The organism is Allobosea eneae (assembly GCF_042657265.1).
In the GTDB taxonomy this organism is placed as follows: Bacteria; Pseudomonadota; Alphaproteobacteria; order Rhizobiales; family Beijerinckiaceae; genus Allobosea; species Allobosea eneae.
In genome coordinates, this window is sequence record NZ_JBHSLW010000076.1 from 72,264 (window position 1) to 92,229 (window position 19,966).

General features: G+C 66.2%; 20 protein-coding genes. 11 read left to right on the forward strand and 9 right to left on the reverse strand.

Translation table 11 applies throughout. The annotated features are described in order from the left end of the window. Positions 1 to 13: 13 nt before the first annotated feature. Together ACFPOB_RS28035 and ACFPOB_RS28040 are read left to right on the forward strand one after the other, a co-directional pair. The gene (locus ACFPOB_RS28035) at positions 14 to 1,318 is read left to right on the forward strand and encodes an NAD(P)H-dependent oxidoreductase (protein WP_377801548.1); all 1,305 of its coding nucleotides are present in this window, start codon (positions 14 to 16) and stop codon (positions 1,316 to 1,318) included. A 103-nt stretch (positions 1,319 to 1,421) separates the two neighbouring features. Further along, positions 1,422 to 2,537: a PQQ-dependent sugar dehydrogenase gene (locus tag ACFPOB_RS28040; RefSeq protein ID WP_377801549.1), complete on the forward strand. Its 1,116-nt coding sequence runs from the start codon at positions 1,422 to 1,424 to the stop codon at positions 2,535 to 2,537. Positions 2,538 to 2,540: 3 nt separating this feature from the next. Here ACFPOB_RS28040 and ACFPOB_RS28045 read toward each other — a convergent pair whose 3' ends face one another. From ACFPOB_RS28045 to ACFPOB_RS28060, 4 genes are read right to left on the reverse strand one after another with little or no spacing between them, the layout of a single operon-like run. Then, the gene (locus ACFPOB_RS28045; RefSeq protein WP_139219089.1) at positions 2,541 to 2,843 is read right to left on the reverse strand and encodes a hypothetical protein; all 303 of its coding nucleotides are present in this window, start codon (positions 2,841 to 2,843) and stop codon (positions 2,541 to 2,543) included. Positions 2,844 to 2,875: 32 nt separating this feature from the next. Then, positions 2,876 to 3,637 (reverse strand): class I SAM-dependent methyltransferase, encoded by a 762-nt coding sequence (locus tag ACFPOB_RS28050; RefSeq protein WP_377801550.1) that lies wholly within the window; start codon positions 3,635 to 3,637, stop codon positions 2,876 to 2,878. Between the two features lie 4 nt (positions 3,638 to 3,641). Next, positions 3,642 to 3,998: a DMT family protein gene (locus ACFPOB_RS28055; RefSeq protein ID WP_092159292.1), complete on the reverse strand. Its 357-nt coding sequence runs from the start codon at positions 3,996 to 3,998 to the stop codon at positions 3,642 to 3,644. Between the two features lie 39 nt (positions 3,999 to 4,037). Then, positions 4,038 to 4,298 (reverse strand): SemiSWEET family sugar transporter, encoded by a 261-nt coding sequence (locus ACFPOB_RS28060; RefSeq protein WP_091831449.1) that lies wholly within the window; start codon positions 4,296 to 4,298, stop codon positions 4,038 to 4,040. A 257-nt stretch (positions 4,299 to 4,555) separates the two neighbouring features. On the opposite strand from ACFPOB_RS28060, the gene ACFPOB_RS28065 reads away from it, so the two are divergent. From ACFPOB_RS28065 to ACFPOB_RS28080, 4 genes are all read left to right on the forward strand, one after another. Beyond that, positions 4,556 to 5,737 (forward strand): lytic murein transglycosylase, encoded by a 1,182-nt coding sequence (locus ACFPOB_RS28065; RefSeq protein WP_377801551.1) that lies wholly within the window; start codon positions 4,556 to 4,558, stop codon positions 5,735 to 5,737. An 80-nt stretch (positions 5,738 to 5,817) separates the two neighbouring features. Then, entirely contained in the window at positions 5,818 to 6,927 is a 1,110-nt protein-coding gene (gene leuB / locus ACFPOB_RS28070) for a 3-isopropylmalate dehydrogenase (RefSeq protein ID WP_377801552.1), read from the forward strand. A gap of 98 nt (positions 6,928 to 7,025) precedes the next feature. Next, a complete protein-coding gene (locus tag ACFPOB_RS28075; protein ID WP_377801553.1) occupies positions 7,026 to 7,451 on the forward strand; it encodes a nuclear transport factor 2 family protein in 426 nt (141 codons plus the stop codon). Between the two features lie 24 nt (positions 7,452 to 7,475). After that, positions 7,476 to 7,988: a hypothetical protein gene (locus ACFPOB_RS28080; RefSeq protein WP_377801554.1), complete on the forward strand. Its 513-nt coding sequence runs from the start codon at positions 7,476 to 7,478 to the stop codon at positions 7,986 to 7,988. 7 nt (positions 7,989 to 7,995) lie between these two features. Here ACFPOB_RS28080 and ACFPOB_RS28085 read toward each other — a convergent pair whose 3' ends face one another. Continuing rightward, positions 7,996 to 9,720 (reverse strand): ABC transporter ATP-binding protein, encoded by a 1,725-nt coding sequence (locus tag ACFPOB_RS28085; protein ID WP_377801555.1) that lies wholly within the window; start codon positions 9,718 to 9,720, stop codon positions 7,996 to 7,998. Positions 9,721 to 9,891: 171 nt separating this feature from the next. Between ACFPOB_RS28085 and ACFPOB_RS28090 the strand changes: the two genes are divergently transcribed. After that, entirely contained in the window at positions 9,892 to 10,164 is a 273-nt protein-coding gene (locus ACFPOB_RS28090; RefSeq protein WP_377801556.1) for a hypothetical protein, read from the forward strand. Positions 10,165 to 10,168: 4 nt separating this feature from the next. Here the strand turns inward: ACFPOB_RS28090 and ACFPOB_RS28095 are convergent, their stop codons facing one another. The 4 genes from ACFPOB_RS28095 to ACFPOB_RS28110 all read right to left on the reverse strand — a co-directional run bounded on the left by ACFPOB_RS28095 (position 10,169) and on the right by ACFPOB_RS28110 (position 15,459). Further along, the gene (locus ACFPOB_RS28095; RefSeq protein ID WP_377801557.1) at positions 10,169 to 12,127 is read right to left on the reverse strand and encodes a bifunctional 2',3'-cyclic-nucleotide 2'-phosphodiesterase/3'-nucleotidase; all 1,959 of its coding nucleotides are present in this window, start codon (positions 12,125 to 12,127) and stop codon (positions 10,169 to 10,171) included. Between the two features lie 179 nt (positions 12,128 to 12,306). After that, on the reverse strand, positions 12,307 to 13,146 hold the full coding sequence (locus tag ACFPOB_RS28100; protein ID WP_377801558.1) for an HTD2 family dehydratase: 840 nt from the start codon (positions 13,144 to 13,146) through the stop codon (positions 12,307 to 12,309). Positions 13,147 to 13,151: 5 nt separating this feature from the next. Continuing rightward, positions 13,152 to 14,309, reverse strand: a complete 1,158-nt coding sequence (locus tag ACFPOB_RS28105) for an acyl-CoA dehydrogenase family protein (protein WP_377801559.1) — start codon at positions 14,307 to 14,309, stop codon at positions 13,152 to 13,154. A gap of 7 nt (positions 14,310 to 14,316) precedes the next feature. Then, positions 14,317 to 15,459, reverse strand: coding sequence for a CaiB/BaiF CoA transferase family protein (locus tag ACFPOB_RS28110; protein WP_377801560.1), 1,143 nt, complete (start codon positions 15,457 to 15,459; stop codon positions 14,317 to 14,319). A gap of 360 nt (positions 15,460 to 15,819) precedes the next feature. Here ACFPOB_RS28110 and ACFPOB_RS28115 point away from each other — a divergent pair, with 360 nt between their 5' ends. The 4 genes from ACFPOB_RS28115 (at position 15,820) to ACFPOB_RS28130 (ending at position 19,882) form a co-directional block, all read left to right on the forward strand. Then, positions 15,820 to 17,115: an ABC transporter substrate-binding protein gene (locus ACFPOB_RS28115; protein ID WP_377801561.1), complete on the forward strand. Its 1,296-nt coding sequence runs from the start codon at positions 15,820 to 15,822 to the stop codon at positions 17,113 to 17,115. Positions 17,116 to 17,280: 165 nt separating this feature from the next. Beyond that, complete coding sequence (locus tag ACFPOB_RS28120; RefSeq protein WP_377801562.1) at positions 17,281 to 18,186, forward strand: branched-chain amino acid ABC transporter permease; 906 nt, start codon at positions 17,281 to 17,283, stop codon at positions 18,184 to 18,186. Continuing rightward, positions 18,186 to 19,136 carry a branched-chain amino acid ABC transporter permease gene (locus ACFPOB_RS28125; RefSeq protein ID WP_377801563.1) on the forward strand — a complete coding sequence of 317 codons (951 nt, stop codon included), beginning with the start codon at positions 18,186 to 18,188 and terminating at the stop codon, positions 19,134 to 19,136. The genes ACFPOB_RS28120 and ACFPOB_RS28125 overlap by 1 nt, the downstream gene beginning before the upstream one ends. Beyond that, positions 19,133 to 19,882: an ABC transporter ATP-binding protein gene (locus tag ACFPOB_RS28130; protein WP_377801564.1), complete on the forward strand. Its 750-nt coding sequence runs from the start codon at positions 19,133 to 19,135 to the stop codon at positions 19,880 to 19,882. The genes ACFPOB_RS28125 and ACFPOB_RS28130 overlap by 4 nt, the downstream gene beginning before the upstream one ends. Positions 19,883 to 19,966: the final 84 nt, after the last annotated feature.

Consider the following 19,966-nt stretch of genomic DNA (forward strand, 5'->3'; position numbering starts at 1 on the left):
AAAGGGCGATGCGATGAACCTGATGCCAAAGCTCGCCGCCCGCGCCGAGGTCGGCCGTCCCGTTCGCTGCGCCTTGATCGGCGCCGGCAAGTTCGGCTCGATGTTCCTGGCCCAGGTGCCGCATATCGAGGGCCTGGAGGTTGCGGTGATCGCCGATCTCGACCCAGAGCGGGCGAAGAACGCCTGCCGCACCGTCGGCTGGGACGAGGCCTGCCTCGCCGCCACGCGCTTCGTCGATAGCGGCGTCACCGCGGCCGAAATGGACGGCGTCGAGGTTGTGATCGAGGCGACCGGCCACCCGGCTGCCGGCGCCCGCCATGCGCTCGCCGCGATCGCGGCCAAGCGCCATGTCGTCATGGTCAATGTCGAGGCCGATGTGCTGGTCGGCCCCGTCCTTGCCGCAAGGGCCCGGGCGGCCGGCGTGGTCTATTCCATGGCCTATGGCGACCAGCCGGCGCTCGTCGCCGAGATGGTCGACTGGGCGCGCGCGACCGGATTCACTGTCGCGGCCGCCGGCAAGGGCACGAAATACCTGCCGGCCTATCATCGCGTCACCCCGGACGAGGTCTGGGGCCATTACGGTTTGACGCAGGAGGCGGCCAAGGCCGCCGGCATGAACCCGCAAATGTTCAACTCCTTCCTCGACGGTACCAAGTCCGCAATCGAGATGGCGGCGATCGCCAATGCCTGCGGCCTTGACGTGCCAGAGGGGGGCCTCGCCTTTCCGCCCTGCGGCGTCGACGATCTCGCTCATGTGCTGCGGCCGAAGGCGGTCGGGGGCCAGCTCGAGCATGACGGCATGGTCGAGGTCGTCTCCTCGCTGGAGCGCGACGGCCGGCCGGTCTTCCGCGATCTGCGCTGGGGCGTCTATGTCGTGCTGAAGGCGCCGAACCCCTATGCCGCCGCCTGCTTCAAGCAATACGGTCTGCCGACCGATTCCACCGGCCTCTATGCCGCAATGTACAAGCCGTTCCACCTGATCGGGCTCGAACTCTCGATCTCGGTGCTGAACGCGGCGCTGCGCGGCGAGGCGACCGGCGCGACCCGGAGCTGGCGCGGCGATGCGGTCGCGACCGCCAAGCGCGACCTCAAGGCTGGCGAGATGCTCGACGGGGAGGGCGGCTACACCGTCTACGGGAAGCTGATGCCGGCCGCCGCCAGTCGCGCTGCGACGGCGCTGCCGATCGGTCTGGCGCATGGCGTGGCCTTGACGCGCGACGTTGCCGCCGGCGCGGTCGTCACCAGCGCCGATGTCGCGCTCGACGAAACCTCGCCGATCGCCTCACTTCGGCGTGAGCTCGAAGCAACCGGCGGCTGAATCGTGCATTCTCCCTGAAGTGCTCGTTCCGTCCTGTTCGGGATGGGCTGTACTGTCGTCATGAAGCGGCGGCAGATTGGCTAGCGATTTCAGGAGTTTCGGCATGCGTTCCGCCTTCGTCGCCCTCGCTCTGGCTCTCGCGGTGACGCCCGCCGCAGCCCAGCAGCGCTACCCGTCGAGTGCCGGCGAGCTTGTGGTCGAGACGGTGACGAGCGGGCTGGAGAACCCCTGGGGTCTCGCCTTCCTGCCGGACGGGCGCATGCTGGTGACCGAGCGCCCCGGCCGCCTGCGCCTCGTCGGCAGCGATGGCAAGCTTTCGCCGCCGATCTCCGGCGTACCCAATGTCGTGGCGCGCGGCCAAGGCGGCCTGCTCGACGTCGTGCTCGATCCGAACTTCGCCCAGAACCGCTATCTCTATCTCTCCTTCGCCGAGCCGCGCGCCAATGGCAACGGCACCAGTGTCGCGCGTGCCCGGCTGAACGCCAACGGCACTGCGCTTGAAGGCCTCACCGTGATCTTCCGGCAAATGCCGACGATCGCCAGCAACATGCATTTCGGCTCGCGGCTGGTCTTCGACCGGGCTGGCGCACTCTTCGTCACCGTCGGCGACCGCTACAGCCAGCGCGACCAGGCGCAGAACCCGGAGAACCATATCGGCAAGGTCCTGCGCATCAAGCCCGAAGGTGGCGCGGCGGAGGGCAATCCGAAGAAGCCCGGCTGGCAGCCGGAGATCTGGTCGATCGGCCACCGGAATGTCCAGGGTGCCGCCCTTCACCCGCAGACCGGCCAGCTCTGGACGGCCGAGCACGGCGCGCGCGGCGGCGACGAGATCAACACGCCCAAGGCCGGCCTCAACTATGGCTGGCCGGTCATCACTTATGGCATCGACTATTCCGGCGTGAAGATCGGCGACGGCACGTCCAAGCCCGGGATGGAACAGCCGCTGTTCTACTGGGACCCGTCGATCGCGCCTTCCGGCGCCGCCTTCTACACCGGCGATCGCTGGCCGGCCTGGAAGAACTCGCTCTTCGTCGGCGCCCTCGCGGGCCAATTGCTGTCGCGGCTCTCGACCGATGGCGAGAAGGTCACCGGCGAGGAACGCCTGCTGAGCAATCTCGGCGAACGCATCCGAGATGTCCGGCAGGGGCCGGACGGCTATCTTTACCTGCTCAGTGACGACTCGAACGGCAAGGTGCTGCGGGTTCGGCCTGCGCGCTGAGCCTCACGGCCCGCAATCCCATTCGCGCTCGACGACGAAGACCTTGCGGTTCGCAAGGTGCCCGTTCGTGTCGTAGAGGTCGCCGACATAGTACTCGGTGCCGGCGGCGTCGCGCACGCTGCGGTCGACCTGCAGCGACCAGCCATAGCCGACCCGGCTTCCGCCCTTCCAGTCGCGATGCAGATTGCCCGTCGAGGCCGAGGCGAGGATTCGGGCGCGCTCGTCGCTCGGTGAGCAGGTCGGCCCGGCAAGGGCAGCGCCTGACAGGGCGGCAAGGCACAGGGCGAGCGTCATCGGCTTGAGCAAGGCAGGCATCCTTCAGGGGAATCCGAGCAGAATCAGGTGATCTCGGCGAGCCGCGTATCGAGCGACAGAGTGAGGCACCAATGTGGCTCGAAGTCGGCTCCCAGCGGCCAGATCTGCTCCTTGAAGACCGTCAGCATGGCCGCTTGATAACGCTCGAACCAGTCGCGCTGGCAAAGCACGAACTTGGTCGCGCCGACAATGGTCTCCCGGTCGATGATGCACAGCGGAACGATGCCGGAATTGGCCGAAAGATACTCCTGCACCGCGACCATCAATGTCGGGTAGCCGGGGTGGAGCATGTCGTCGAGCACGATCAGCCCGCCCTCGGCGAGGCATGCGGTGGCGAGCGTGAGGTCCTTGCTTAACGCCGCGCGTGAATGCTCGCCATCGATATGGATGAAGCGCAACTTCTCCCCGCCGGCATGGCCGATCAGCTCGACCGGCGACATCGCGCCGGCATCGGCCTTGATGGTGATGCGGCGCTCCGGGCCGATGCCGTGCCTCTGGCAGTTCGCCTCGAACCGGTCCTGCACCTGCGGGTTCGGCCATTCGAAGATGTCGATGCCCAGAGCGATCTCGCCGGGTTCGAGCGCATGGGCCAGCGCGATGAAGAAGCGGCCTTCGAAAGCGCCGATCTCGGCGATCGGGCCCGCGACGCCTTCCTCCGTCTGCAACCGCAATAGCCGCGCGCAGACAGCCGCCGCGAAGCGCGAGGACATGCCGACGACGCGGTCATAGCCCTCGGTCAGATAGGCCTCGACGGCAGGATGGCCGGAGTGTGGGAGCGGCGCCATCGCATCAGCCCTTGGCGTGGAAGATGAAGAAGGCGCCGGCTGCGATCAGCGCGAAGCCGATCGCATGGTTCCAGGTCAGCTGCTCCTTCAGCCAGAACACGGAGAAGCCGGCAAAGACGCAAAGCGTGATCACCTCCTGCATCGTCTTCAGCTCGGCAGCCGAATAGACCCCGGAGCCGATGCGATTGGCCGGCACGGCGAGCATGTATTCCGGCAAGGCGATCATCCAGCTCGCCAGGATCGCCAGCCAGATCGCCGTGCTCTTGTAGGAGAGATGGCCGTACCAGGCGAAGGTCATGAACACGTTCGAGGCGATCAGCATGCCGATCGGCAAGAGATGGGCGGTGCTGAGAGCTGGCATGGCAGGTTCCGGAAACGTGACGTCGGGGGGAGAAACGGCTCAGCCGTAGCGCAGTTTCATCGTCAGGATGATCAGCACCAGCGCGAGCGTCACCGTATTGGCGCCGATCAGCGGCCAGGAGGCGATCAGCACGCCATAGATCAGCCAGAGCACGATGCCGGTGGCGAAGAGCGCCTGCGTCCACAATGAGATGCCGCTGGTGTCGCGCGTCTTGATCGTCTGCCAGGCCTGCGGCAGCCAGCAGAAGGTGGTGAGCAGGGCGGCGCAGAAGCCGAGCGCTTCGATGGCGGCGGTGGACATGCGGGCCTATCGGCGATTCGCGCGGGAGTGGAGCTTGAGCAGACATAGCCGGTTTCGACGAGCTGCGCGCGCCCCGGGAACGCATGGTTAACCTCCGTTAACCGCAGCGGCCGGCGCGCTTTCCGTTCGACCGGACCGGTCGAACGAGAAGAATTCGCGCCAACTCAATATGTTGGGCATGTTCTGATCGCAAAAGTGGTGCCCACTTTTGCGGAACATGCCCTAGTTTTGCGTCAATCCTGCGATTCGGTGGACTTATGCGCACATTGATCCTGGCCTTGCCAATCGTCCTCACCGCCGCGACCGCGGCCCACGCCGATTTCGACTCCTGCGTCGCCGGCCTGCGGTCTGCCGCAGCCGCCAAGGGCGTCTCCGGCGCCACCTTCGACCGTGCCATGGCGGGCGTCACGCCCGACATGAAGGTGATCGAGGCGATGAACAACCAGCCGGAGTTCAAGACGCCGATCTGGGACTATCTCGGCACGCTGGTCGACGATGAGAAGGTCGCGGAAGGCCGCTCGATGATGCGCCAGCACGCCTCGACGCTCGCCGCCGCCGAGCAGCGCTTCGGCGTCGACCGCCATACGATCGCGGCGGTCTGGGGCGTGGAGAGCGATTTCGGCAAGGCACGGGGCAAGATGCCGCTGGTCCAGGCGCTCTCGACCGGCGCCTGCTTGGCGCCGCGCCGCAATGCCTTCTTCAAAGGCGAATTGATCGCGACCCTGCAGATCATCCAGCGCGGCGACGTCCGTCCCGAGCGGCTGTTCGGCTCCTGGGCCGGCGCCTTCGGCCACACCCAGTTCATCCCCTCGACCTATCTGCGGCTCGCGGTCGATGGCGATGGCGACGGAAGGCGCGACCTGGTCGATTCCATCCCCGATGCACTTCATTCGACCGCGAACTTCATGGACAAGGCCGGCTGGGTCACCGGGGCGACCTGGGGCTACGAGGTCCGCGTGCCCGGTGGCTATTCCGGCCCGACCGGGCGCAACCCGAAGCAGCCGGTCTCGTCCTGGGCGGCGCGAGGCATCGTCAAATTCGACGGCTCGGCGCTGACCGGTTCCGGCAATGCCGGCTTGCTGATGCCGGCCGGCCGTAATGGCCCGGCCTTCCTCGTCTTCAAGAATTATGACGCCGCCTACAGCTATAACGGCGCCGATTCCTATGCCCTCGCGATCTCGCTCCTGTCCGACCGCCTGCGCGGCCGGCCGGGCGTGCAGGGGGACTGGCCGACCGACGATCTGCCGCTCTCGCGCGAGCAGCGCCGCGAACTGCAGCGCCTGCTGATCCAGCGCGGCTACAATGTCGGCGAGCCCGACGGCGCGGTCGGTGCGCTGACGCGGGCGGCGATCAAGGACATCGAGGCCAGGATCGGCATGCCACAGACCGGCCGCCCCGGCGAGAAGGTCCTGCGCGCGCTGAAGGGCGGGCGCGTCTGAGGCGCAGCCGTCCCGTGCTTGCGCACGAACGCTGCGCCCCGTAAGCAGCCAGCGCATTTCCGTTGCGCGAGGCTCAATCGATGGCGAACCACAAGCTCCTGCTGCTCCCCGGCGACGGCATCGGCCCCGAGGTGATGGGGCAGGTCGAGAAGATCGTCTCGTGGTTCGAGAAGCAGGGCCTCGGCTCGTTCTCGCTCGAGCGCGGCCTCGTCGGCGGCGCCGCCTACGACGCCCACAAGCAGGCGATCTCGGAAGGCGACATGAAGCTCGCCCAGGACGCCGATGCCGTGCTCTTCGGCGCGGTCGGCGGCCCGAAATGGGCCGATGTGCCCTACCAGCATCGTCCCGAGGCCGGCCTGTTGCGGCTGCGCAAGGATCTCGGCCTGTTCGCCAATCTTCGTCCGGCGATCTGCTATCCGGCGCTGGCCTCGGCCTCGTCGCTGAAGCCCGAGGTGGTCGAGGGCCTCGACATCCTGATCGTGCGCGAGCTCACCGGCGGCGTCTATTTCGGCGAGCCGAAGGAGATTGTCACGCTGGAGGACGGCAGCAAGCGGGGCGTCGACACCCAGCTCTATACGACCGGCGAGATCGAGCGCATCTGCGCCGTCGCCTTCGAGCTGGCGCGCACCCGCCGCAACAAGGTCTCCTCGGCCGAGAAGCACAACGTCATGAAGACCGGCGTGCTCTGGAAGCAGACGGTCACCGCACTGCACGCCAAGAGCTACAAGGACGTCGAGCTCGAGCACGTGCTGGCCGACAACTGCGCCATGCAGCTGGTGCGCTGGCCGAAGCAGTACGATGTCATCGTCTGCGACAACCTCTTCGGCGACATCCTCTCCGACGTCGCGGCGATGCTGACCGGCTCGCTCGGCATGCTGCCCTCGGCCTCGCTCGGCGCCGAGGATCCGGCGACCGGCAAGCGCAAGGCGCTCTACGAGCCCGTCCACGGCTCGGCGCCCGACATCGCCGGCAAAGGCCTCGCCAATCCGATCGCGATGATCGGCTCCTTCGCTATGGCGCTGCGCTATTCCTTCGGTGCGGGTGAAGCCGCCGACCGGCTTGAGGGCGCGATCGCCGATGTGCTCGGCGCCGGCACCCGCACCAAGGACATCGCCGCCCCCGGCGCCAACGCTGTCTCGACCACCGAGATGGGCGACGCCATCGTCAAGGCGCTCGAAGCGCGCGGCTGACCCGGATCGCCACCGGCACAGGAAGCGGGTGGTGACCTCCGAGGGATTACGGTTTCCTCGCATCTGCGGCTGCTTCGGCCGCAGATGCGAGGTTTCTCATGAATACCGATGCTGGCGGACTCTCTGCCATGGAGCTGCTCGAACGCATGTTCGCGATCGAGCTCCGTTTCCTGCAGCAGGACGAGGCCGATCTCGGTCTGCTCGCCACGGCCTTCCATCCCGATGTCATCGTGCATGAGCCGGCATCGCTGCCCTATGCCGGCGACTGGTGTGGGCTAGACGGGATCGGGCGCTTGTTCAGGGCGATGCGCGAAACCTGGAGCGATCTGTCTGTCGATGGCCTGCAGGCGGCCAGGTTGGGCGATATGGTCGTCATGACCTGCACCTTGCGGCTCACGGCGCGTAGCAGTGGCAGGACGCTCACGCAGCCTTTCGCCGAGGCGCTGCGCTTCGAGGATGGCCGCCTGATCGAGGGCACGCCGTTCTACTTCGATACGGCGGCGATCAAGGCGGCGCTCTCCTGAACTCGCAATCGGAACGAGCTGACGGTGCTTGACGGTATCGACGAAAGAACGAATAGTGAACATATGTTCATGTCGGGTATGGCGATGGGAGGGGTGGTCATGTCGATGGAATTGCTTGTCGGATTGCCGGCTGGAGCGACGGCCGATGGTGTGAAGCTCTCAGCTCAAGCCAAGCAGCTGGGCTTCGAGCTTTCATTCAATGGTCCGTTCTCGCTCGACAGCGCCGACGGCTTTCAACCGGGCAAGCTGGCTGGTTTCGAAGCTGGGATCGAAGTCGACATTGTCGGACGAGATGAGATCGACGAGATATCGGAGCTATTTGGCGAGCAGGCGAACAAGCTGGAGAAAGTGATCGCCTTCTATTGGGGCGGAAGCTTTGTCGAGGGTGCCTTCGCTTTTGCCGTCGCCGCGGCGCTGGTCGCAGCCTGCAATGGCGTCTGTTTCGACCCTCAGGAAGATGAGCTGTTGTCGCTGGAGCAGGTAAGACAGGAAGCAGAAATCCTTCTGGACGAGGCTCGCAGGCAACCGGCCGGCTGATTGCCTCTCAGCTCGCCCTGCCGCCATACTGCGCCTCGTGCAGGCGTCGGTAGATGCCGGGCCGCTGTACCAGCTCCTGATGCCGGCCCTGCTCGGCGACGCCGCTCTCGTCGATGACGATGATGCGGTCGGCATCCTGGATCGTCGCCAGGCGATGCGCGATGACGAGCGTCGTCCGGCCCTTCGAGAGCTCGGCGAGCGAGGCCTGGATGGCGCGCTCGGTCTCGGTGTCGAGCGCCGAGGTCGCTTCGTCGAGGATCAGGATCGGCGGGTTCTTCAGGAACATGCGGGCGATCGCGAGGCGCTGCTTCTGACCGCCCGAGAGCTTGACGCCGCGCTCGCCGATCACCGTGTCGAGCCCGTCGGGCAGGCGCGCGATCATCTCGTCCAGCCGCGCACGCCGGGCGGCCTCGACGATCTCGTCCTCGCTCGCGCTCAGCTTGCCATAGGCGATGTTCTCGCGGAGCGTCCCGGCGAAGAGGAAGACGTCCTGCTGGACGATGCCGATCTGGCCGCGCAGCGAGGCCAGCGTCATCTGGCGGATATCGATGCCGTCGATCGTAATCTTGCCGCCATCGACATCGTAAAAGCGCGGCAGCAGCGAGCAGATCGTGGTCTTGCCGGCGCCTGACGGCCCGACGAAGGCGATGGTCTCGCCGGCGCGGATCGCAAGGTCGATCCCCTTCAGGATGGTGCGGTCCGGCGTATAGCCGAAGCTGACATTCTCATAGGCGATGTCGCCCTTGAGGCCGGAGACCGCGATGGCGCCCGGCAGGTCGGCGATGTCGGGCCGCGTATCCAGGAACTCGGTGTAGCGCCGGAAGCCGGCGATGCCCTTCGGATAGGTCTCGATCACCGAGTTGATCTTCTCGATCGGCCGGAAGAACACCGTCACCAGCAGCAGGAAGCCGACGAAGCCGCCGGCGCTGAGATCGCCGATCAGCACGTAATAGGCGCCGGCGATCATCACCGCCATCTGGGTCAGGCGCATGCCGAAATAGGAGAGCGAGGTCGAGGCCGCCATCAGCCGATAGGCGTCGAGCTTGGTGCGGCGATAGCGCTGGTTGTCGACCGCGAACAGGCTGCGCTCGTGCTCCTCGTTGGCGAAGGCCTGGACGACGCGGATGCCGCCGACATTCTCCTCGATCCGGGCGTTGAACGAGCCGACGCTGCCGAACAGTTTTTGCCAGTTCGCCGTCATCCGCCGGCCATAGCGGCTGGTCAGCCAGGCGATCAGCGGCACGATCGTCGCGGTGATCAGGGCGAGCGGCGGATGCACGCTCAGCATCAGCGCGAAGGCGCCGATGAAGGTCATCACCGCGATGAACAGGTCTTCCGGCCCATGATGGGCGACCTCGCCGATCTCTTCGAGGTCCTTGGTCAGGCGCCCGACCAGATGGCCGGTCTTCTGGTTGTCGAACCAGCCGAAGGACAACTTCTGCAGATGGTCGAACGCCTTGCGGCGCATCTCGGTCTCGATGTTGATGCCGAGCATGTGGCCCCAATAGGTCACCACCACCATCAGGCCGGCATTGATCAGGTAGATCACCAGCAGGCCGAGCGAGGCCAGCACGATCAGGCTCCAGTTGCCGCTCGGCAGGAGCTGATCGACGAACAGCTTCACCGCGATCGGAAAGCCGAGCTCGAGCAGGCCCGAGATCACGGCGCAGCCGAAGTCGAGCAGGAAGAGGCCGCGATGGGGGCGATAGTAGGCGAAGAAGCGGGCGAGCATGGCGGCCTGTTAGCACATTGGCGAGGTGCCGGTCAGGTGGCGAGGTACGGAGCGTCACGCGCGGGTTGCATTGCGGCGATCGAGCGAGGCGGCGCGACGGAGGTACCAATCTTGCCTTGTTGACACGCGCGGGACGGAGATCACGATCGGTTCCTTTCGGAGGGGCGGGCCGTGGTCAGACTGGTGTTCATTGTTGCTGCGCTGGCGTCGTTCGCCATGCTTGCCGGCGGTCCGGCATCCGCGCAGGATGGTTGCAAGCAGGTCACCAGCTCCTGCTCTGCAATGTTCAAAAGCTGCGAGCAGAACTGCAACAAGGTCAGCAACAACGCGTCCGCCTGCATCGCCCGCGTTTGCAGCCAGCCGCTCGAAGGCTGCAAGGCGAACGGTGTCTGGCGCAGCGTCCAGAGCGGCTCGGCCTGCTGGGCGACGAAGAACAGGTCCTGAGCGGTTAGCCGCCCAGCCGATACTTCACGAAGCCTTCGCCGGCATCGCCGATCGGCTGCGCCTTCAGCGTTTCCGGCTTCTTGTTGACGGCGGCAGGGGAGGTCGGGAAGGTGACGTTGACGTTCGCCGGCAGCGGCTTCAGCGACCAGTTGCCGTCGGCGGCCGGGTTGATCGTCTTCTTCTCGATGATGCAGCGCACGATCACGTCGCGATTGAGGTCGGGCGCCTCCAGCACCACCGTCGTCTTGGTGCCCGGGAAATTGCCGCCGCCGGAGGCACGGTAATTGTTGGTGACGACGATGAACTCAGCCTTCTCGTCGATCGGCTTGCCCTGATAGGCGAGCTCGACGATGCGATGGGCGCCTGGCGCCACCAGCTTGCCGTCGCCGTCATAACGCGAGGCCTGCGTCACGTCGATCTGGTAGCTGACGCCGTCGATCACGTCGAAATTGAAGGCTGGGAAGCCGGGATTGATCAGCGGCTGCTCCTCGGTCCTGGCGATGTCGATCCGGTTGAAGATGCCGGCCGAGCGCTCCAGCCATTCGCGGATCTGCGCGCCGCTGACTTTCACGACCTGCACCGTGTTCGGATAAAGATAGATGTCGGCGACGTTCTTGATCGCGATCGGCCCGGCCGGGATATCGGTGAAGAAGGCCGGCCCGGCGCGCCCGCCCGATTTGAAGGGCGCTGCGGCCGACAGGATCGGCAGGTCCTTGTACGGCGTCTGCGCCAGCAAGGGCTTGGCGTAGGCGATCTGCGCCTCCGCCACGATCTGCACGGAGGGATCGTCGGCGACGAGGGCGAAATAGCTGTTGATCGGGGCGCTGGTCGTGCCGACCGGCTCGCGCATGTAATTCAGCGTCGCTTCATGGTCGGCCTTCACCGTCGCCAGCACGGCGGCCTCGACCTCGGCCTTCGGCACGATCTTGCGGTCGGGCGTGCGCTCATAGATCGGCTTGGGATCGACCTTGAAGTCGGCGATGCGCCAGCGCCCGTCGCGCTTCTCCAGCTCGAGGTCGACGATGCCGACATGCGAGCCCCAGAAGCCGGGCTGGCAGGCCGGCTTGCCATGCAGCGAGCCCTTCTTGTTGTCGACGCCGGGAATGCCGTCGAAAGCCTTGCCGCCGGGGAAGACGAGATGCTGATGGCCGGTCAGCACGACATCGATGCCGTCGAGCTTGGCGAGGTGCAGCGCCGCATTCTCCTCCCCGCCCTTGCGCTCGCCGCCGGCGATGCCCGAGTGGCAGAGCGCGATGGTCAGGTCGGGATGGGCCAGCGCGATCTCCGGAAGGTATTTCTGCGCGGCATCGACGATGTCGATTGCGGTGACCTTGCGGTCGAGATTGCCCTTGTCCCATTGCATGATCTGCGGCGGCACGAAGCCAATCACCGCGATGTTGAGGACATGCTTCGTGCCGGCCTCGTCCTCGAAGCTCTGCTCGAAGATGCGCCAGGGCTCGATCAGCGTGCCGCCGCCGACCCGGTCGACATTGGCGCAGACGATCGGGAATTCGGCGCGGGCGAGGCCGTTCTCGAGGAATTCGAGCCCGTAATTGAACTCGTGATTGCCGAGCGTGCCGCACTGATAGGGCAGGGCGTTCATCGCGGCGATCATCGGATGGGTCTCGCCGGCCTTCAGCCCCTTCTTGTAGGCGACGAAATCGCCGAGCGATGATCCTTGCAGGAAGTCGCCATTGTCGAAGAGCAGGCTGTTCCTGGCTTCCGCCTGCGCCGCCTTGATCAGGTTCGCCGTCTTGGCGAGGCCGACCGTGTCGTCGGGCGCGTCGCGGAAGTAGTCGTAAGGCACGACGTTGACGTGCAGGTCGCTGGTCTCCAGCAGGCGGAGCTTGAGCTTGGCCGGAGCCTGCGCGGCGAGGGGGCTGGCGAGCGCGCCGGCTGCGGCGATGGCGGCCCCGGCCTTGAGCGTGTCACGGCGGCTGAAACTGCGGGCGCGGTCCATCATCGGCTCCTGAAGCAAGGTGCGGCGAAAGACGCTAGCACCATGTCAGGACCGTGACACGGGGGTAACGTCATGCTCGGGCTTGACCCGAGCATCTCAGACCGGAAGAGGCTGCCATCAGCGCCTTCTCGTCATGAGATTCTCGGATCTGCGCTTCGCTCCGTCCGAGAATGACGCTCGTGTTACCGGCTCACGCCCTCCATCCGCACCCGCCCGTCGGCGCCCTCTGTCCAGGCGGCGATGGCGCCGTCGCCCAGCCGCTTCGCCTTCACCTGGAAGGCCTCGCCGGCGATCAATGGCGCGAGCCCGCGATAGTCGAGCCGGATCGGCTCGCTGCCGGAAAGGGTGGCGATGATGTTCATGATCAGCGTCGCCTGGATCGGCCCGTGCACGACAAGCCCGGCATAGCCCTCGACGCCGGTGACATAAGGCTGATCGTAGTGGATGCGGTGGCTGTTGAAGGTGATCGCCGAATAGCGGAACAGCAGCACCGGATCGGCCTCGACCGTCCAGGTCAGGTCGGCCGGGCGCCGCTCGGCCGGAGCGGCGGCTGCTGGCGGCTCGGCGCCCGGCTTGGCCGCCTCGCGATAGACGATGTTGTGCCGCTCGCGCAGCGCGACGCCCCGCGATGTGACCAGCTCATGATCGACCGCGACGAAGCAGAGCGGGCCGCTGCGGCCTTCCTTGTAGGAGACGTCGCCAATGGTCGAATGGCGGGTGACCTCGTCGCCGGTCCGCAAGGGCGTGATCGTCTCGATGCGCCCGCCCGCCCACATCCGCCGCGGCAGTTCGACCGGCGGCAGGAACTCGCCCTTGGCGGCGTGCCCATCCCGGCCGAGCGCGGCCATCGGCGAGATCGGCGGCGCGAGGCACCAGTGCAAGGCGAGCGGCGCTTCGCCCTGCGGGTATGGTGCGAGGTGAGGAGAGAACGTCGCCTCATAGCTGGCGACCAGCCGCGGCGTGATCAGGTCGGAGGACTGCTCGCTCTTGCCGATCCAGGACTTCAGATGGTCGATGTTCATTGGGCTCAGTAGCTTCTGGGCATGCCAAGCACGTGCTCGGCGAGATAGGACAGGATCAGGTTGGTCGAGATCGGCGCGACCTGGTAGAGCCGCGTCTCCCTGAACTTGCGCTCGATGTCGTATTCCTCGGCGAAGCCGAAGCCACCATGGGTCTGGATGGCGGCGTTGGCAGCCTCGAAGGAGGCGTCCGCCGCCAGCATCTTGGCCATATTGGCTTCCGCGCCCGGATTGGCCCCGGCCTCGTAGAGCCGGATCGCCTCGCGCACCATCAACTCCGCCGCGCGCATGTTGGCGTAAGCCCTGGCGATCGGGAACTGGATGCCCTGGTTCTGGCCGATCGGCCGCCCGAAGACCTGGCGCTCCTTGGCGTAGGTCGAGGCCTTGTCGATGAACCATTTGGCATCGCCGACGCATTCGGCCGCGATCAGGATGCGCTCGGCGTTCATGCCGGAGAGGATATAGCGGAAGCCCTTGCCCTCCTCGCCGACGAGGTTGGCCGCCGGCACCTTCACATTGTCGAAGAAGACCTCGTTGGTGGCGTGGTTCATCATCGTGCGGATCGGCCGGATCGTGAGGCCATCCTTCAAGGCTTCGCGCATGTCGAGGATGAAGACCGAGAGCCCTTCGGTGCGCTTCGCGACCTGATCGCGCGGCGTGGTGCGGGCGAGCAGCAGCATCAGGTCCGATTGCGCTGCCCGGCTGGTCCAGATCTTCTGGCCGTTGACGACGTAGTGATCGCCTTCGCGGCGGGCGGTGGTGCGCAAGGCGGTGGTGTCGGTGCCGCTGGTCGGCTCGGTGACGCCGAAAGCCTGCAGGCGCAGTTCGCCCGAGGCGATCTTCGGCAGATAGCGCTGCTTCTGGTCCTCGCTGCCGTGCCGGAGCACCGTGCCCATCACATACATCTGCGCGTGGCAGGCGGCGCCATTGCAGCCCTGACGCTGGATCTCCTCCATGATCGCCGCCGCGGCCGAGAGCGTGAGTCCTGCGCCGCCATACTCCTCCGGGATCAGCGCAGAGAGGAAGCCGCTCTGCGTCAGCGCCGTCACGAACTCGCTGGGATAGGCCATCTCGCGATCGAGCTTGCGCCAGTACTTGCCGGGGAAATCGGCGCAGAGCCTCGCCACCGCCTCGCGGATGTCGGAATGGTCGTTGGATGTCGTCATGCTCATCTCAGGCTGATCGGACCGTCTTCGCCGCGAACTCGCTGCGCAACGCTTCGTCATGCTCGCCGAGGCCGGGCGGCGCCCGCATCGGCACGCGTTTGCCGTCGACCAGCACCGGCGGCGCCAGCACCTCGATCGGGCCGTTCGGGGTCGGGACGGGCAGGGTCGTCGCGGCCGGATGGTCGATCAGGTCGGCCATGGTCGAGACCGTGCCAAAGGCGATGCGGGCGGCATCGAGCCCGGCCGCCGTCTCGGCATAGGTTCGGGTGGCGAGCGTCGCCTGGATCGCGGCATCGAGGGCAGGGCGGTTGCGCACGCGCAGCACATTGCTGGCAAAGCGTGGGTCGTCGAGCAGGCCGTCATTGTCCAGCACGTCGCGGGCCAGAATCTGCCATTCGCGCTCGCTCTGGATCGAGATCAGCACCTCGGCATCGGCGAGGCGGAACACGCCATAGGGCGCGATCGAGGGGTGGGCTAGACCGAGCCGCGGCGGTTCGATCCCGCCATAGCGCCGGGTGAGATAGGGCACGTTCATCAGATCGGCGATGGTGTCGAACAGCGAGAGCTGGATGCGCGACCCTTCGCCGGTGCGACCGCGCCGGATCAGCGCTTCGAGGATCGCGGCATAGGCGGCATTGCCGGTGGCGATGTCGGCGATCGAGATACCGATCCGCGTCGGGCCGGAGTCGGGGCTGCCGGTCACGGCGGCAAGGCCGGCTTCCGCCTGGATCAAGAGATCATAGGCCTTCTTGGTGTAGTGCGGCGTACCGGGCGCATAGCCGGAGATGTCGCAGGTGATCAGCCTGGGATGGCGCTGGCGCAGCGCCTCGCTGCCGATCCCGAGCCGGTCGGTCGCGCCGGGCGCGAAGTTCTGGATGAAGACATCGGCCTCAGCCAGCATCGCTTCGACCAGAGCGAGGTCCTTCGGATCCTTGAGGTCGACCCGGCAGGATTCCTTGCCACGGTTGATCCAGACGAAATAGGAGGACAGGCCTCCGGCATAGTCGTCATAGCCGCGCGAGAAATCGCCTTCCTCACGCTCCAGCTTGATGACGCGGGCCCCGGCATCGGCGAGCCGGCAGCTCGCCAGCGGAGCGGCCACGGCCTGCTCCAGCGCCACCACCAGGATTCCGTCGAGAGCATTCGTCATCTTTGGTCTGCTTCGTCCGCCAAGCGCCGTCTTCATCTTCCAAGAGCCCTCATCCTGAGGAGCGAGCAAAGCTCGCGTCTCGAAGGATGCTCCAGTGTGCTCTGGAGCATCCTTCGAGACGCAGCCTGACGGCTGCTCCTCAGGATGAGGGCTGAGGATGTCGCGAAAGACCGCTGTCGTGCGCCTCAAGTCAAATAGCGTTTCGCGATGGCGGCCATAGCGCCCGGCTCCATAGAAAAACCCTATGGCCTTCATCGCTTTATCCTTCTTGTCCGACTGCGGCCTCTATGCGCCCCTTTTTGCCGGACGAGGCGCCGCTCAAGAGCGCCCGATGTCATGCGAGGTTCAGGGAGGATGCTCATGAAGACGATGAAACTGGCGGCGGCCGCATTGGCCGGCGCGCTGCTCGCAAGCTCGGCTCTGGCGCAGGACAAGCCGAAGGAACTGGTGGTCGGCATCGCCACCTTCCTGTCGGGACCCGCCTCCGTGTTCGGCGTACCCGGCCGCAACGCCGCCGACCTCTTGATCGAGGAGATCAACGCCAAGGGCGGGGTGCTCGGGGTGCCGCTGAAGCCGGTCTATGTCGACGAGGGCGCCGGCACCAACCAGCTCCTTTCCGAATATCGCCGCGTCGTGCAGGAGCAGGGCGCGCAGGTGATGCTGGGCGCGATCTCGTCCGGCTCCTGCAACGCGCTCGCCCCGGTCGCCGAGGACCTCAAGGTCGTCAACGTGATGTGGGATTGCGGCACGCAGACCATCTTCGAAGACGGCAAATGGAAATACTCCGTCCGGACGCAAGGACATGCCGGCGCCGAGATGATGGCGACGCTGCTCTACTTGATGAAGGTGAAGCCCGACTTCAAATCGGTCGCGGTCGTCAACCAGGACTATGCCTGGGGCCGTGAATCCTGGGCGCTGCTGCAGGCCGGCCTCAAGGCGCTGAAGCCCGATGTCCGCGTCGTCGCCGAGCTCTTCCCGAAATTCGGCGCGCCGGATTTCTCGACCGAGATCACAAGGCTGTCGGCGCTGCGGCCCGATGTCGTGATCTCGACCTCCTGGGGTGGCGATCTCGACACCTTCGTCCAGCAGGCCGCGGCGCGCGGGCTCCTGAAGCAGTCGACCTTCGTGCTGCCGCTGGCCGAAAGCTCGCTGGAGCGGCTCGGCCATGTCCTGCCGGAGGGCGTGATCGTGGGCAGCCGCGGCGATCATTACTGGCGGCACCCCAAGCACAAGGACACGCCGGAGATGCAGGCCTTCGTGAAGAAGTACAGGGACAAGACCGGCGTCTATCCGATCTACCCGACCTTCCACATGCAGCAGGCCCTGACCGGGTTGACCAAGGCCTATGAGAAGGCCGGCGCCGGCGGCAAATGGCCGAGCAAGGAAGAGGTCATCGCCGCCTTCGAGGGGCTGGAATTCAAGTCGCTGACCGGCACGATCACCATCCGCCAGGACCATCAGGGGCTGGAAGACCAGCTGCTCGGCACGACCAAGCGGGTGCCGGAATTTCCCTTCGCCGTCTACGACAAGATGGCGCTCTACCCCGGCAAGCTGGTGACCACGCCGCTCGGCGAGAAGTCGCTCGACTGGTTCGCCAAGGTGAAGCCGGACCTCGTCACCGACAAGTCGATCGAGACCTTCGACTACGCGAAGTGACCCTGCCTTCCCCGCACTGGTCGTCCCGGACAAGCCGCGTCAGCGGCGCCGATCCGGGACCCATGCCGGAACGGTTCAGGCATGGGTCCCGGGTCTCCCTTCGGTCGCCCGGGACGACTCGTGCTGACAGCAGCCGTCCAACTCAGAATCTGAAGAACGGACCGCATGCCTCCTGAAATGCTCCTCCTCGCCGCCCTCGACGGCCTGGCCTATGGCTCGCTGATCTTCCTGGTCGCGGTCGGGCTGTCGTTGATCTTCGGCGTGCTCGGCATCGTCAATGTCGCCCATGGCTCGTTCTACGCGATCGGCGCCTATGTCGCCGCGGCTTCCGTGCTCGCGCTTGGCGCCGCCGGCCTGCCGACCTGGCTCGCCTTTCCAACCCTGCTGCTTGCCGCCGCGCTGGTCGGCATCCTCGTCGGCGGCCTCGTCGAGATCGCCCTGCTGCGCCGCGTCTACGGCAAGGAGGAGGTGCTGCAGCTCATCGTCACCTTCGCCGTCTTCATGATCCTGGAAGACGCGCAGAAGGTGGTCTTCGGCGTGCAGCCCTATTTCGCCAACGCGCCGATGAACTGGCTCGGCACGGTCGAGGTCTTCGGCATCTTCTACACGACCTACCAGCTCATCCTGATGCCGCTGGTCGCAGCTGCGGTGCTTCTGGGTCTGCGTTTCTTCCTCCGCCGCACCAGCTTCGGCCGCGCCATCGTCGCGGTGACGCAGGATCGCGAAGCCGCGACCGCGATGGGCATCGACGCGGCGCGGGTCTACCTGATCACCTTCATCATCGGGGCATCGCTGGCGGCGCTTGGCGGCGCGCTCGCCTCGGCAACGACCTCGCTCACCCCCGGCATCGGCGCCGGCACGCTCGTCCTCTCCTTCGCGGTGGCCGCGACGGCCGGGCTCGGCCGCATCGAGGGCGCGGCGGTGGCGGCGCTGCTGATCGGGCTCGGGCGCTCGGCCGCGGTCTATTTCGCGCCGGAATTCGACGTGCTGATCCCCTATCTCATCATGATGCTCGTGCTGCTGGTCCGTCCCCAGGGCCTGTTCTCGACCGTGCAGACGAGGAAGGTGTGATGGCGCGCCAGCTCGTCTTCGGCCTCGCGCTGATCGCGGCGCTCGCGGTCTTCCCGCTGTTCTCGCCCTGGTCGACGGTGATCCTGACCGTGGCGCTGTGCGAGGGCCTCGCGGCGCTCGGCATCATGGTCTTGCTGCGCGCCGGCCAGGTCTCCTTCGGCCATGGCCTGTTCTTCTCGTTCAGCGCCTATGCGGTCGCCTTCCTGGCGGCGGCCAAGCTCGGGCACGAGGCGCTGATCCTGATCCCGGTCGGCATGGCGGCCTCGGGGCTGCTTGCGGCGATCGTCGGCCTCTTCGTCGTGCGCTACCGCGCGATCTTCTTCGGCATGCTCAACCTCGCCATCTCCATGGTGTTCTTTTCCTTGCTGGAGAAGCTCTTCCCGATCACCGGCGGCGCCGACGGCAAGCGCGTGCCCCGCCCGAGCTTCGCCGGCATCGAATTCGGCCGCGAGCAGTTCGAGCTCGCCACCTTCTACGTCACGCTGGTGCTCTGCATCCTCGCCGCGCTTTTCGTCGCCCGTTATCTGCTTTCGCCCGGCGGCAAGGCGCTTGAGGCGATCAAGTCGAACGAAACCCGGCTCGAATATCTCGGCGTCTCCCCGCGCAAGGTGCTCTACGGCGCCTATCTGCTCTCCGGCCTGTTGGCGGGACTGGGCGGCGCGATCATCGCGCTCGTCTCCGGCCATGTGACGCCGGAGTTGGCCTATTGGGTGCGCTCCGGGGAATTCGTCTTCATCGCGATCCTGGGCGGCATCGGCGGCGTCGCCGGCCCCTTCCTCGGCGCGCTGATGTTCCAGATCATTCGCGGCTATGCGGCGGTCTACGCGCCCGAGACCTGGCATGCGGTGCTTGGCGTCATGCTGCTGGTCATCATCTTCTTCGCCCCGGCGGGCCTCTACGGCATCGTCGCCGGCAAGAGCAGGCCGCAGCGCGAGGAGGGCCGGCGATGAGCGGCGTCATCCTCGAGGCGGATGACCTCCACCTGCGCTTCGGCGGCGTGCAGGCGGCGAATGGCGCCTCGCTCAAGGTCGCGGCGAACGAACGCATCGCCATCATCGGCCCGAACGGCGCCGGCAAGACCACCTTCATCAATCTCTGCACCGGGTATCTCAAGCCGCAATTCGGCCGAGTGGTCTTCAACGGTCAGGACGTGACGAAGTTGTCGCCGCAGGCGATCACCCGCCTCGGCATCGGCCGCTCCTTCCAGATCCCGCAGCTCTTCCTCGACAACACCGTGATCGAGAACCTGCTGCTGGCGCTCTCCGCCCGTGAGGGTTCCTGGTCGCCCTTCCTCGCCATGCAGCGCCATCCGAAGGCGCAGGAGATGTGGGCGCTGCTCGATCTGGTCGGCCTGAAGGCGACCGGCAACCGCATCGTCCGCGAACTGCCCGAAGGCATGCGCAAGCTGATCGACATCGCCGTCGCGCTCGCGCTCGAACCGAAGCTGATCTTCATGGACGAGCCGACCAGCGGCGTGTCCTCGACCGAGAAATTCCAGGTGATGGACACGCTGACCCACGTGCTCGACGCCCGCGCCACCACCGCGGTCTTCGTCGAGCACGACATGGATGTGGTCGCCCGCTACGCCAATCGCGTCGCGGTCTGGACGGGCGGGCGCATCGCCCATCAGGGCACGCCGGAGGAGATCCTTAGCCATCCGGAGGTGCGTGAGACCGTAATCGGGGTGGGGGTCTGATCATGCGGATTTCATATGGAGCCACCTCCGTCTTTCCGGGGCTTCGCGCAGCGAAGAGCCCGGAATCCATGGCCACTGACGGCG